We start from the raw sequence: 13,058 nt of genomic DNA, 5'->3' as shown, positions 1-13,058 counted from the left end.
GCTCTCAATAGGAAGATGTCGTTCCTAAAAGGAGAGCAGTCTCGAAATATGTTGGAAACTTCGGCCAGACTGCTCCGTTTGCTCTCCCTCTTGCAGACTCCCCGTGACTGGACAGGCACTGAACTGGCAGAACGCCTCGAAGTGAGCTCCCGGACGATCCGCAACGACGTCGAGCGCCTGCGCTCGCTCGGCTACCCGGTGAACGCGACCCGCGGCTCGGCGGGCGGCTATCGCCTCGGTGCGGGTGCCGATCTGCCGCCGTTGCTGCTGGACGACGAGGAGGCCGTCGCCGTCGCGATCGGACTCCGCACCGCCGCCGGCGGCAGCATCGCGGGTGTCGAGGAGACGTCGTTGCGCGCGCTCGCGAAACTGGAACAGGTGCTGCCGTCGCGCCTGCGTCGCCGCGTGAACGCCTTGCAGGCGTACACGATCCCGGTCCCGAGGGACGAGCCCGGGCCGCGCGTCGACGCCGCGACGCTGACCACGCTCACCGCCGCCTGCCGGGACCACGAACAGCTCCGATTCGGCTACCGGGCGCACGACGGCTCCGAGAGCGTCCGGAAGGTCGAGCCGTATCGCCTGGTCAACTGGGGACGCCGCTGGTATCTCGTCGCCTGGGACCTCGATCGGGGTGACTGGCGTACCTACCGCGTCGACAGGCTGACCCCGCGTGTCCCGATCGGACCCCGGTTCACCCCGCGTGACCTGCCCGAGGACGTCACCGACCGGGTCCGGCGCGGGGTTTCCTCCGCCGCTTGGCGCCACCGGGCCGACGTCATCGTGCACGCGCCCGCGGCGGAGGTGACCGCGCGGATCAACCCGGCGGTGGGCACCGTGGAGGCGATCGACGCGACCACCTGCCTGCTGCGCACCGGTGCCGACAGCATCGAGACGATGGCCGTCTACTTGGGACTCCTCGGCTGCCCTTTCGAGGTGACCGAACCCCCGCAATTGGTCGACTACCTGCGCACGCTGGCCGACCGGTACCGCGACGCCACCGACCACCCCGGCCGCGGTTATTGAGGGGGTAAGGCGAACGTGTCTTGTCTCAGGCGAGGCGGTGCCCGGGGCGGCGCTCTCGCGTGCTCGAACCCGGATCTCGCGTGCCTGAACCCGGATCTCGCGTGCTTGGACGCCGTACATCCGAGTGCGGTGGCCAGGCACGCGAGTCACGTCTGCGAGCACGCGTGATCCGGGTTCAGGCACACGAGTCACGCCTTCGCGCCCACTGACCGCCCCGGGTGAACGGGGCGGCGCCGACCACCCCGGCCGCGTTTAGTCCTCTGGACGCGATCCGGGGTCAGCGCGCGAAAGTGGTCAGGAACCGGTCCCGGAAGGTGTCCATCTTCCAGACGGTCGCGTTCCGGTCCGGGTTCAGGCCGTCCTGCCAGTTCCAGCCGGCGATCTTGTCGAGTACGGCCTTGTCCTTCGTGACGACGCTGATCGGGACGTCGTGGTCGGCGCCCTCGCCGGCGACGATCGGGTTCGGCTGGTGGTCGCCGAGGAACACCAGCACCAGGTCGTCGTCTCCATACGTCTCCACGTACGAGATCAGCGAGTTCAGTGAGTACGCGATCGAATCGCCGTACGCGCCGCGCACCTTGGCGGGGTCGGTGAAGACCTCGTCGGGCGTCTTCCCCTGCGAAGGCATGGGGTTGTAGATCGAGCCGTCACCGACGGCGTTCCACTCGACCGCGCGGGGGAGCGGCGTCCACGGCCAGTGACTGGTGACGAGGTCGATTTCGGCCATCAGCGGCGGGTGGCCGGCCTTGGCGCGTTCGGCGCGCTGGAAAGCCGAAAGCGTGAACTGGTCGGGCATCGTGGCGTAGGAGAACGGCGGCCCGTGGTAGCCGATGCTGCGCGAGTCGTAGTAGCGGTCGTAGCCGTAGACCTTCCCCTCCGGCCAGTCCTCGGTATGCGCGGGCACGACGCCGACGGTCTCCCAGCCCGCGCGTTTGAACGCGCCGCCGAGGGTGAACCGGTCGGTCTTCACGAAGTCGTCGTAGCGACGCTGACTGTCGACCCACACGCCGGACTGGAACGTCGAGTGCGCGAGCCAGCTGCCCGCGCTCGTCGTCGGTGACGTCAGGAAGGCGCTGCGCGAGCCGTATCCGGCGTTCTTCAGCCGCGCCGTCCCGGCGTCCAGGACGGCGTCGACCTTGGGCGCGATGTCGGAATCCTGGACGGCCACCCGTCCGTAGCTCTCGATGAAGGTGAACAGGACGTCCTTGCCGCGCAGCGCGTTCAGCAGGCCGGCAGGCGGGGTGTCGCGGAAGGCGTCGACGGCGACTTCGTCGGCGAAGGCCTTCCGGTCGCGCAGGTCGGCTCGCACCTGACGGAGGTCTTCGTAGGCGAAGGCGACGGCACTGCGCGACGCGAGTGGCTGCCCGGGCGCGAGCTGGACGCCGAACACCGCGCAGACGATCCAGATGACACCGAGCACCGCGACCACCCGGGTCGAACCGGTCCGGTGCCCGGCCACCACCCGGCTCAGCCGCAGCACCGAAAGCGCCATCAGCACGACGACGACCACGGCCAGCAGCGCCAGCCCGACGACCGACGCGATCGCCGCGCCCTGTCCGATCGACGTCCCGAGCAGATCGACGCCGTTGCCGACCACACCCCAGTCGAACACCGGGTTGAACCGCCGGTTCAGCGCGATCCCGAAGCCGATGTCGATGGCCTTGACGACGGTCAGCACACCGAGGACCGCGCCCGCGCCCAGTGCCACGATCCGGCGGGCGCCGTCACGCAGCATGAGCACCACGGCCACGCCGAGCAACGCCTCCACCGGCAGCCGCACGAAGGCTTCGGGCGTGAGCCTGTCGAGACCATTGGGGGCGAGCATCGCGAACAGCACGAGCACGGCGGAGAGCGTGGTCACGGCACTGGTCGCGATCTCGCGGACGGCCGTCCGGTCTCCGGGCAGGCCGACCAGGGCGGGGCGCGTGAAATCGGACAACTCGGGTTCCCTCCGTGCGGCGGCCTCATCCGGTTACACGGATGCCGGGCTTCAGCGGTTCAACGGTCGGTAGGCTGCGCCGGTGAGTGACGAGATCTGGGCCGCCCTCGGCGCGACCTCCCTCGACGAGGTGCGACGACGCGCCGCGGTGATCGACGCGGTCACCGAGATCACGCCGGTCGTGGTGGACGGTGCGGAGCGATTCGCCTGGAACGACGGCGGCGGACAATCGGCCGTCTGGTACTTCACCCCGGACGAGCACGCGCTGTTGCTGACCTTCGACCACGAGTCGGACTTGAACCTGTTCGCCGAGGGAAGCTACGCGGAGCAGGAGGCGCTCTACGGCGGCGTCCCCGCACAGCTGGTCGGTCTGGTCCGTGACCGGCCCGAGAACTACGAGTCGCTGAACCTCGTCGACGCGGAGACGGGGGCGACGATCCTCTACGCCGGTGGCGTGTTCTGGTTCGACGGTGAGCGGTGGCATCAGGCCGAAGGCTTCCTCGACCACTGTCGCCGGGAAGGCCTTGACCCGCTGAGCGAGTCGGGATTCACCTACTGCCTCGGCGACTACCGGTTCGGCGAGGAGTTCACCCCCGAGGCGATCGTCGAAGACCGGGCTTCCGACGGAGCGTACGAAGACGACACCGAACGGCAGAACGCGCTGACCGAGATCCGGGAGATCTTCGCTCGGATCGGCTGACGCTCCGCTCAGCGCACGATCTTCGTCCGGCTGTGGCACCGTGACAGGAATGAGTCTGCGCCTGGGTCCGTTGCTGCGTCATGTCGACTCGACCTCGGCCACGGTGTGGGTCGAAACCGGTACGGCGAGTGAGGTCGAGGTCCTCGGAACGACGGCGAGGACGTTCGAGATCCGCGGCCACCACTACGCCCTGCTGGTGCTGACCGGCCTGGAGCCCGGGACCAGCACGCCGTACGAGGTGCGTGTGGACGGTGAGAAGGTGTGGCCAGAGGCGGATTCCGCGTTCCCGCCCAGCCGCATCCGGACCCTGCCCGAGGAAGAGTCCCGGTTCCGGCTGGTGTTCGGCTCCTGTCGCAAACCACACGAACACGACTCCTTCGGCCCGGACGCGCTGGCCGCCTACGCCCGCCGGATGGCGGAGGGCGACGACGCCGAATGGCCACAGGCGCTGCTGATGCTGGGCGACCAGGTGTACGCCGACGAGACCACGGACGAGACGAAGGAATGGCTCTCGCGGCGTCGCGACACTTCGAAGCCGCCCGGCACCGAGGTGACCGATTTCGAGGAGTACACCCACCTCTACCTCGAAGCCTGGGGCGAACCGTCCATCCGCTGGCTGCTCTCCACCGTGCCGACGTCGATGATCTTCGACGACCACGACGTCCGCGACGACTGGAACACCTCGCACACCTGGCGGCAGCAGATGCGCGAACAGCCGTGGTGGCAGGAGCGGCTGCGCGGCGCGATCATGTCGTACTGGGCGTATCAGCACCTGGGGAACCTCGGCCCGGCCGAACTCGCCGAGGACGAGACCTATCAGAAGGCGATCGCCTCCGGCGGTGACAACGCCGACCTGCTCGTCGCGTACGCCGACGAGGCCGACAACGAACGCGACGGCACCAAGGGCGCCCGGTGGAGTTACCGCCGCGACTTCGGCAAGGTGCGGCTGCTGGTGATCGACAGCCGCGCCGGCCGGATCCTCGCCGGTGGTACCCGGTCCATGGTCGACGACGACGAGTTCGAGTGGATCGAGGACAACGCCGCGAGCCCCTGCGATCACCTGCTCATCGGTTCGTCGCTGCCGTGGCTGCTGCCGCCGGTGATCTCCCATCTGCAGTCGCTCAACGAGCGTGCCTGCGAACGGCCCGGGTGGCGGGGCCGCCTCGCGGAGAAGATCCGGCAGGCGGCCGACCTCGAACACTGGGCGGCGTTCCGCGACTCGTTCGTCCGGCTCGCCGCGATGATCGCCCGCGAGGGGCGGCGCGAAGACCCGCCCGCCAGCATCGCCGTGCTCTCCGGCGACGTCCACCACGCCTACATCGCCGAGGCGCGTTACCCGGAGCCGGTGACGTCGGCGGTCTACCAGCTCACCTGCTCGCCGGTCCACAACGCGATGCCTCGGCCGCTTCGGCTCGCCTTCGCCGCGACCTGGTCGGCCCGGGTGGCCTCGCTCGCGCGCCGCTGGGCACGCCGGGGCGGCGTCGAACCGGCCCCGCTCGACTGGACCAAGACGTCGGGGCCGCATTTCGGCAACGTGATCGCCACCGTCGAGACCACCGGCCGGTCCGCCGTCACCACCATCGAACAGGCCATCGGCGACGGCCTCACCGAGGTGGCCCGGCAGAGGCTGGCCTGACCCGGATCCGCGCTCGGTAATATCGCCGCGTGAGCACCTCTGCCGAAACACTCGAGTTCCAGTCGGAGGCACGTCAGCTGCTTCAGCTGATGATCCACTCGATCTATTCGAACAAGGACACCTTCCTGCGGGAACTGGTGTCCAACGCCTCCGACGCACTGGACAAACTGCGCCTCGAAGCGTTCCGTGACAAGGATCTTCAGGCGGACACCGACGATCTCCACATCGAGATCGGGACAGACCCCGAAAACCGCACGCTCACCGTGCGGGACAACGGGATCGGGATGAGCCGGGACGACGTCGTCGCGCTGATCGGCACGATCGCGAAATCCGGTACCGCGGAATTCCTGAAGAAGCTCAAGGAGTCCAAGGACTCCGCGGCGTCGCAGGACCTGATCGGCCAATTCGGCATCGGGTTCTACGCCAGCTTCATGGTGGCGGACAAGGTCACGCTGCTGACCCGCCGCGCCGGTTCGGACGAGGGTGTCCGCTGGGAGTCCGAGGGCGAAGGCACGTACACCATCGAGACGGTCCCCGACCTGCCCCAGGGCACGTCGGTCACCCTGCACCTCAAGCCCGAGGACACCGAAGACCAGCTCTTCGACTACACCTCGGCCACCAAGATCAAGCAGATCGTCAAGAAGTACTCGGACTTCATCACCTGGCCGATCCGGATGACCGAAGGCGAAGAGGTCGCCACGGTCAACTCGATGAAGGCGCTGTGGGCCCGCTCCTCCAGCGACGTCACCGAAGACGAGTACAACGAGTTCTACAAGCACGTCGCGCACGACTGGAACGACCCGCTGGAGACGATCCGGCTCCAGGCCGAGGGCACCTTCGAGTACCAGGCGCTGCTGTTCCTGCCGGGACACGCGCCGCTCGACCTGTTCATGCGGGAGCGCAAACGCGGCGTCCAGCTGTACGTGAAGCGCGTCTTCATCATGGACGACTGCGAAGCGCTGATGCCGGAGTACCTGCGCTTCGTGAAGGGCGTCGTCGACGCGCAGGACCTCTCGCTCAACGTCTCGCGCGAGATCCTGCAGCAGGACCGCCAGATCCAGCTGATCCGCCGTCGTCTGGTCAAGAAGATCCTCTCGACGGTCAAGACGCTGATGTCGCAGAACGCCGACAAGTACGAGACGTTCTGGAAGGAGTTCGGCCGCGCGGTCAAGGAAGGCCTGCTGGACGACTTCGAGAACCGCACCGCGATCCTCGACATCTGCTCCTTCGCGTCGACCAACGACCCGGAGAAGCAGACGACGCTGCGCGAGTACGTCGAGCGGATGAAGGACGGCCAGGAGCACATCTACTACCTGACCGGTGAGTCGCGACAGAGCATCGAGAACTCCCCGCATCTGGAAGCCTTCCAGGCCAAGGGATACGAGGTTCTCGTGCTCACCGACCCGATCGACGAGATGTGGGTCGACGCCGTCTCCGGGTACGAGGAGAAGCAGTTCCAGTCGGTCGCCAAGGGCGAGGTCGAACTCGACTCCGACACCACCGACGAGCAGAAAGAGGAGTTCTCCGGACTCCTCACCTACCTGACGACGTCGCTCGCGGAGCAGGTCAAGGAGGTCCGGCTCTCGTCGAGGCTGACGACGTCGCCCGCCTGCATCGTCGGCGACACGAACGACGTCACCCCGACGCTGGAGAAGATGTACCGCGCGATGGGCCAGGAAATGCCGCAGATCAAGCGGATCCTGGAACTGAACCCGGGCCATCCGCTGGTGTCCGGTCTGCGGTCCTCGTTCGCCGAGAACGGCGAATCCGAAGGCCTCGCCGAGACCGCCGAACTGCTCTACGGCATGGCTCTCTTGGCCGAGGGCGGCGAACTGGGCGACCCCGCCCGCTTCACCAAACTCCTCGCGAGCCGACTCGAAAAGACGCTGTAAGCGGCGATCACGCGTGATGGGACGGACGGCAGCGCGCCGTCCGTCCCATCACGCTTGCCGTCCGCCTGATCACGCGCGCCGTCCGTCTGATCACGCTTGCCGTCCGTCTAGGGCCGGGTCCGCCAGAGCACCAGGACGAAGTACGGCGTCCCGACCATCGCGATGACCAGACCCGCCGGGATCTGGGCGGGCGCGATGACCGTCCGCCCGAGGGTGTCGGCGAGGCTCACCAGGAGCGCGCCGAGTGCCGCCGCCACCGGGATGACCCGGCCGTGCCGTCCACCGACCAGCGACCGCGCCAGATGCGGCGCGACCAGCCCGACGAAGACGACCACGCCGATCGCGGACACCGCGGTGGCCGCGAGGATCCCGGAAGCCGCCAGGACCACCAGCCGCGACCGTTCGATGCGCATCCCGAGCACTCGCGGCGTGTCCTCGTCGAGGGCGTGCAGGTCGAGTTCGCGGTGCTTCAGCCACAACAACGGCGTCAGCGCGATCAGCGAGAGCGCCACGGGCGCGACCTGCTCCAGCGTGCGGCCGTAGGTCGACCCCGAAAGCCACGTCAGCGCCTTCGCCGAGTTCCACGGGTCGGAGACGACGATCAGCAGCGTGATCAGCGCCATCCCGGCCGACCAGACCGCGATACCGATGATCACCAGGCGGTCCGAATCCAGTCCGGATCGCCACGCCAGCCCGTAGACCAGCAAGAACACCACGGTGGCGCCGAGACCGGCGGCGCCCGCGATGGACCAGGCGCCGACCGCGGGGACGATGGTGATCAGCGTGATCGCGCCGAGTCCGGCACCCGCGGTGATACCGAGCAGACCCGGTTCGGCGAGCGGGTTACGGCTGACCGACTGGATCCCGCAACCGGACACCGCGAGCGCGGCACCGGCGAGCAGTGCGGCGAGCACCCGCGGAAGCCGTTGGTCCAGTACGAAGGTGAGCGCGGTCCCGGTGTTGCCGGTGACCCAGTTCATCAGGTCGCCGAGCAGCACCATCCGGTCGCCGAGCATCATGCCCACCACGGGGATCACGGCGAGCAGCGCCACCAGCACGGCCGAGATCAGCACGAGCCGCCGGTTCGATCCGGCGAGCCCGACCCGTCCGGCCGGGGCCGGACGGCGCGAGCCACTGCCGCGTCCGCGCCGCGCCAGCCACACCATCACGACGGCGCCGATGATCGTGGTGACCACCCCGGTCGGCACCCGCACGGCGGCGGCCGAACCCATGATCGCCCGCAGGACGACGTCGGCGCCGAGCACGGTCACCACGCCGACCAGCCCGGACACCGGCAGCAGCACGCGGTGCTTGGCGATCGGCAGCAGCAGCTTCGTGATCACTGGCGCGCTCAGCCCGACGAAACCGACCGGGCCGGCGACGGTCACCGCCGCCGCGGTCAGCGCGACGGTCAGCAGGATCGCGCCGATCCGCGTCTCCCGGACCCGCAGGCCGAGCACCGTCGCGTTGTCGTCGCCGAGCGCGAGGACGTCGAGTTTGCGCCCCATCGCGACGAGCACCGCGACGGCGACCACCACGATCGGCGTCATCTGCCCGGTCGCGCGCAGGTCGGACACGGTCAGGGAACCGCTGCCCCAGGCGAACAGCCCCGACGTCTCCTCCTCGAACATGAGCAGCATCAGGACGGTCACCGACTGGAGTGCGAGCAGCACCGCGGAGCCGACGAGCACCAGCCGCGGACTCGCCGATCCGCCGCCCGCCAGGCCCAGCACGATCACGGCCGCGACGAGCCCGCCCACGAACGCCGCCCCGCCCACCGGCACGAGCGGCAGCGAGAGGCCGAACGCGGAGATCGCCACGACGGCGAAATGCGCGCCGGCGTTGACCGCGAGCGTGTCCGGCGAGGCGAGCGGATTCCGTGCCACGGACTGCATTCCCGCGCCCGCGACGCCGAGCGCGACGCCCAGCAGCAACGCGGCGAGCAGCCGGGGGACACGCGAACCCTCCAGCACCGCGAGGGTTTGCGCGTCCCCTTGGCCGAAGAGCGCCTTGACCACGTCCAGCGGACCGGACGTCGAGGTGCCCTGCGTCAGGTGGATACCGGCGAGGACGACGATCAGCACGACCAGCCCGACCGACACCACCGCCGAGCGGATGGCTTGTGGTGCACGAGGCGTATCGATGAGCCCTCGGCGGGAAGAAGTACCTCGGACCGGCTTGATCATCAGGCGGTGATGGCCTTCACGATCTGATCGGCGGTGGCGATGATCGACTTCGGCCCGCCGAAGGTCCACGTGCCGGACTCCAGCTTGTGGATCTTCTTCGACACCACGAACGGCAGCCGCTGGTACACCGCGTTCTGCGCGAGCCCGGTGGTGAAGACGTCCTCTTCGGACGCGCTGTAGAACAGCACGGTCTTCGGGTCGGTGATCGCGGTCAGGCCTTCGACGTCGGTCTGGCCGAGACCCCACTGCGGGTCGACCTGGCCGGTCCAGACGTTCTTCAGGCCGACGGCCTCGGCGGTGTCGGAGACCAGCGAACCCTTGCCGAACGGGCGAACGCTGACGGTGCTGCCTTCGAGGTAGGCGTCGGCCATCAGGAACGGCGTGCCCGCGACGCCCTTGGCCTCGACGGCCTTCTTGCCTTCGGCGAGCTTGGCGTCCATTTCGGACAGTTGCTTCTCCGCCTCGGCCTCCTTGCCGACGGTCTTCGCGATCAGCTTGAAGTCCTCGCGCAGGCGGTCGAAGTTACGGCTCGCGTCGCTGGTCTTGGTGACCACGACCGGGACGTACTTCTCGATCTGCGGCACCAGGGGCGAGTCGCGCTCCTCGGCGATGATGACGACGTCGGGGTTCAGTCCGACGATCGCGTCGACGCTGGGCTCGTTGCGCTTGCCGACGTCCTTGACCTCGGCGGTCAGCGGGGCGGCCTTGTCCCAGACGTTGTAGCCGGCGACGTCCGCGGCGCCGACCGGCATGACGCCGAGCGAAGCGACCATCTCGGCCTCGCCCCATTCGAGCGCGACGACACGCTTCGCGGGGGCCTTGAGGTTGACGGCCTTGCCGCGCGCGTCGGTCACGGTGACCGGTCCGCCGGCGGGGGCGGCCTCGCTCGGCGCGGCCGCGGGGGACTCGGTGGTGCCGCAGGCGGACAGCAGCAGCGCCGCCGTCGCGAGGAGGGCGACAGGGGTCAGCAAACGCATGGTTCTTCCTGGATTTCTCAGGCGGGCCGGGGCGAATGCCGCCCGAGTGGCCTGCAGTGGATCGCGCCCGTGACCGGGTCGTTCGCGACGTGGACGGTGACGCCGTAGGCCTGGGAGAGGTGCTCGGTGGTGAGGACCTGCCCGATGTCACCCGTGGCCACGATGGTTCCCTCGCTCAGCAGCACGACCTCGTCGGCGATGATCGCCGCGTGGTCGAGGTCGTGCAGCACCACGCCGACCGCGACGCCTTCGTTGGCGAGATCGCGGACGACGTCGAGGATCTCGACCTGGTAGCGCAGGTCGAGGTGGTTGGTGGGCTCGTCCAGCAGCAGTACCGAAGTCTGCTGCGCGAGGCAGGAAGCGAGCCAGACGCGCTGGAGTTCACCGCCGGACAGTTCGTCGACGCCGCGTTCGGCCATCGGCGTCACGCCGGTGAGTTCCATCGCGCGGCGGATCGCGGCGGCGCCGTCGGTGTCGACCCCGCGCCAGCCGGAGCGGTACGGGTAGCGGCCGTAGGAGACCACGTCACGGACGGAGACTCCGCTGGGTGTCGGCCGGTGCTGGGTCAGCAACGTGACCTTGCGGGCGAACTCCTTGCCCGACAACGCATTCCCGCCCCAGACGGTGCGGTCGCCGAGCGCGACGGTGCCCTCACGAGGCTTGTGCAGACGCGCCAGCGAACGCAGCAGCGTCGACTTCCCGGAGCCGTTCGGCCCGACGAGCGCGGTCACGGTACCCGCGCGCAGTGACAGGGACACGCCGTCCACCACGGCCCGCTCTTGGTGCGCGAGCACCAGGTCATGGCCGGTGAGCAGCGCGTCTTCCGTAGACATGAGGGGAGCCTAACCTAAGGAAGCGGTCAGGCCGATGTCGCGAGTGACACAAAGCGTGGGGTGATGGTCCGGTTACCGGTGCGAGCGCGGTGCTCGGCGCCGTCATCGCCAGGGTGCTCCCCGGCCGCTGGAGCCGATCTTCGCGACGACGGCCCACGGTTTCCCTGAATCCGCGGGCGGGCGAGTCCGGGATCCGGTATCAAGGTGCCGGTCGCGTGAGGACGCGACAGAAACTGGGGATGTAATAAATGAAGAGATTCCGTTACGCGCTGGTCGTTCCGGCCATCGCGGGCCTCATGCTGAGCGGGCTCACACCCGCTGTCGCGACAATCGATCCGGTCGACGAATCCCTGCCGATCAACTCGACGGGAATTCCCGCGAAGTACGCCGAACAGCCGATCAACTGGCATCCATGCGCGGACAACGAGCTGCCGTCCAAACCGCCCGCCGGTGCGGAGAACATCCAGTGCGCGACCTACCTGACGCCGCGCGACTGGAAGAACCTCGCCGACACCCGCGATCTCACCATCGCGATCAGCAGGCTGCCCGCCACCGGTACGGCGACACAAGCGCTGTTCATCAACCCGGGTGGCCCTGGTGCGGCCGGGCGGATCTGGCCGGTGAAACTGCGCAACCAGCCGCGGGTGCTGGCGAATCAGGAAGTGATCGGCTTCGATCCGCGCGGCACCGGGATGAGCACGACGATCACCTGCGGTGGCGCTCTGGACAACCCCGAGTACCTCGACCCGCGTGACCGGGATCCGGCGAACCTGGGCCGCATTCTCGATGTCACGAAGGAGGCTGTCGGGCTGTGCAAGGAGCGGTCCGGCGACCTGGGGCCGTTGATCACCACCGACCAGACGATCCACGACATCGACCTGCTGCGGGTCCTGCTGAATCGGCCGAAGATCAACTGGGTCGGCTACTCGGCGGGCACCTGGATGGGCGCGTACTACGCCCAGCGCTTTCCGGAGCGGGCCGGGCGGTTCCTGCTCGATTCGCCGGTCGAGTTCACCACCACCTGGCAGAAGGCGTTCGACTGGCAGCCGATGAGCTTCGAGCGGCGCTGGCGTCAGGATTTCCTGCCGTGGATGGCGAAGTACGACAAGCTGTATCACTTCGGCACCACCGCCGGCGCGGTCCGGGAGACATTCGAACAGGTCCGTGCGAAGCTGCGAGCGCGTCCGGTCGACTACGGCGGCATGAAGGTCGGGCCGAACATCCTCGACTCGTTCGCCGCCGAAGGCATCTACGGCAAGAGCCAGTTCCACGGAACGGCGACCATGCTGGTCGACATCCGCACCCTGACCGAGCAGACCGCGTCCGCCGCCGAACGAGCCGCGGCGGCGAACCGGATCAAGTCGGCACGCCAGAACCAGGACGTGCTGATCCCGAGGCTCGGCGCGGCCGCCGCCGACTCGTATCCCACCGCGTTCTGGACGGTCCGGTGCAACGAGGGCCCGTGGACCGGTGACCGCGACAGTGTCGTCGTGCAGTCACAGCAGTACCTCGACCGGCAGCAGACGTTGGTCGGTGGCAAGTGGATGGTCCAGCCGTGCATCTACTGGAACAAGCCGCGGCCGCCGCTGCCGGTCATCGACGGCAAGGGTGTGCCACCGGTGCTGATGCTGCACTCGGAACACGACCCGGCCACCGCGATCGAAGGAGGCAGGCGCGCGCACGCGGCCTTCGCGGGTTCCCGGATGGTCACCGTCACCGGTGAAGGCGACCATGGCCTGTACGCCGCCAGCGGTGCCAACAACAACAAGACGCTGGACAGTGTCGTCGAGGACTTCCTGGCCGACGGTGTGCTGCCGCCCGCGGACATGACCGTTCCGGGGATGCCGCTTCCGGTGCCTCCCGGCGCCTGAT

General features: G+C 68.5%; 9 protein-coding genes. 5 read left to right on the top strand and 4 right to left on the bottom strand.

Annotated elements, in window-relative coordinates:
- The first annotated feature begins 48 nt into the window (after positions 1 to 48).
- Positions 49 to 1,023: a helix-turn-helix transcriptional regulator gene (locus H5J31_RS19200; protein WP_181773975.1), complete on the top strand. Its 975-nt coding sequence runs from the start codon at positions 49 to 51 to the stop codon at positions 1,021 to 1,023.
- 277 nt (positions 1,024 to 1,300) lie between these two features.
- On the opposite strand, the gene H5J31_RS19195 is transcribed toward H5J31_RS19200, so the two are convergent.
- Positions 1,301 to 2,962 carry an alkaline phosphatase family protein gene (locus H5J31_RS19195; protein WP_181773974.1) on the bottom strand — a complete coding sequence of 554 codons (1,662 nt, stop codon included), beginning with the start codon at positions 2,960 to 2,962 and terminating at the stop codon, positions 1,301 to 1,303.
- A gap of 82 nt (positions 2,963 to 3,044) precedes the next feature.
- On the opposite strand from H5J31_RS19195, the gene H5J31_RS19190 reads away from it, so the two are divergent.
- Genes H5J31_RS19190 through htpG form a run of 3 tightly spaced genes read left to right on the top strand, consistent with a single transcriptional unit; the run spans position 3,045 to position 7,190 of the window.
- Positions 3,045 to 3,662, top strand: coding sequence for a hypothetical protein (locus H5J31_RS19190; protein WP_181773973.1), 618 nt, complete (start codon positions 3,045 to 3,047; stop codon positions 3,660 to 3,662).
- Between the two features lie 49 nt (positions 3,663 to 3,711).
- Positions 3,712 to 5,298 (top strand): alkaline phosphatase D family protein, encoded by a 1,587-nt coding sequence (locus H5J31_RS19185; protein ID WP_181773972.1) that lies wholly within the window; start codon positions 3,712 to 3,714, stop codon positions 5,296 to 5,298.
- Between the two features lie 29 nt (positions 5,299 to 5,327).
- Positions 5,328 to 7,190: a molecular chaperone HtpG gene (htpG, locus tag H5J31_RS19180; RefSeq protein ID WP_181773971.1), complete on the top strand. Its 1,863-nt coding sequence runs from the start codon at positions 5,328 to 5,330 to the stop codon at positions 7,188 to 7,190.
- 107 nt (positions 7,191 to 7,297) lie between these two features.
- Here htpG and H5J31_RS19175 read toward each other — a convergent pair whose 3' ends face one another.
- Genes H5J31_RS19175 through H5J31_RS19165 form a run of 3 tightly spaced genes read right to left on the bottom strand, consistent with a single transcriptional unit; the run spans position 7,298 to position 11,186 of the window.
- Positions 7,298 to 9,376 carry an iron ABC transporter permease gene (locus tag H5J31_RS19175; protein ID WP_181773970.1) on the bottom strand — a complete coding sequence of 693 codons (2,079 nt, stop codon included), beginning with the start codon at positions 9,374 to 9,376 and terminating at the stop codon, positions 7,298 to 7,300.
- A complete protein-coding gene (locus H5J31_RS19170) occupies positions 9,376 to 10,353 on the bottom strand; it encodes an ABC transporter substrate-binding protein (protein WP_181773969.1) in 978 nt (325 codons plus the stop codon). Before H5J31_RS19170 ends, H5J31_RS19175 begins: the two co-directional genes overlap by 1 nt.
- 17 nt (positions 10,354 to 10,370) lie before the next feature.
- Complete coding sequence (locus tag H5J31_RS19165; protein ID WP_181773968.1) at positions 10,371 to 11,186, bottom strand: ABC transporter ATP-binding protein; 816 nt, start codon at positions 11,184 to 11,186, stop codon at positions 10,371 to 10,373.
- A 248-nt stretch (positions 11,187 to 11,434) separates the two neighbouring features.
- Here H5J31_RS19165 and H5J31_RS19160 point away from each other — a divergent pair, with 248 nt between their 5' ends.
- Positions 11,435 to 13,057 (top strand): alpha/beta hydrolase, encoded by a 1,623-nt coding sequence (locus H5J31_RS19160; protein WP_181773967.1) that lies wholly within the window; start codon positions 11,435 to 11,437, stop codon positions 13,055 to 13,057.
- Position 13,058 lies beyond the last annotated feature (1 nt).

Origin of the sequence: Amycolatopsis pittospori, from assembly GCF_013870525.1 — a bacterium.
Taxonomy (GTDB): domain Bacteria; phylum Actinomycetota; class Actinomycetes; order Mycobacteriales; family Pseudonocardiaceae; genus Amycolatopsis; species Amycolatopsis pittospori.
This window is presented reverse-complemented; position numbering and strand designations above follow the sequence as displayed.

Coding starts and splice junctions, on each gene's coding strand:
- H5J31_RS19200 (WP_181773975.1), top strand. CDS start 49: ATGTTGGAAACTTCGGCCAGACTGCTCCGTTTGCTCTCCCTCTTGCAG.
- H5J31_RS19185 (WP_181773972.1), top strand. CDS start 3,712: ATGAGTCTGCGCCTGGGTCCGTTGCTGCGTCATGTCGACTCGACCTCG.
- H5J31_RS19175 (WP_181773970.1), bottom strand. CDS start 9,376: ATGATCAAGCCGGTCCGAGGTACTTCTTCCCGCCGAGGGCTCATCGAT.
- H5J31_RS19170 (WP_181773969.1), bottom strand. CDS start 10,353: ATGCGTTTGCTGACCCCTGTCGCCCTCCTCGCGACGGCGGCGCTGCTG.
- H5J31_RS19165 (WP_181773968.1), bottom strand. CDS start 11,186: ATGTCTACGGAAGACGCGCTGCTCACCGGCCATGACCTGGTGCTCGCG.
- H5J31_RS19160 (WP_181773967.1), top strand. CDS start 11,435: ATGAAGAGATTCCGTTACGCGCTGGTCGTTCCGGCCATCGCGGGCCTC.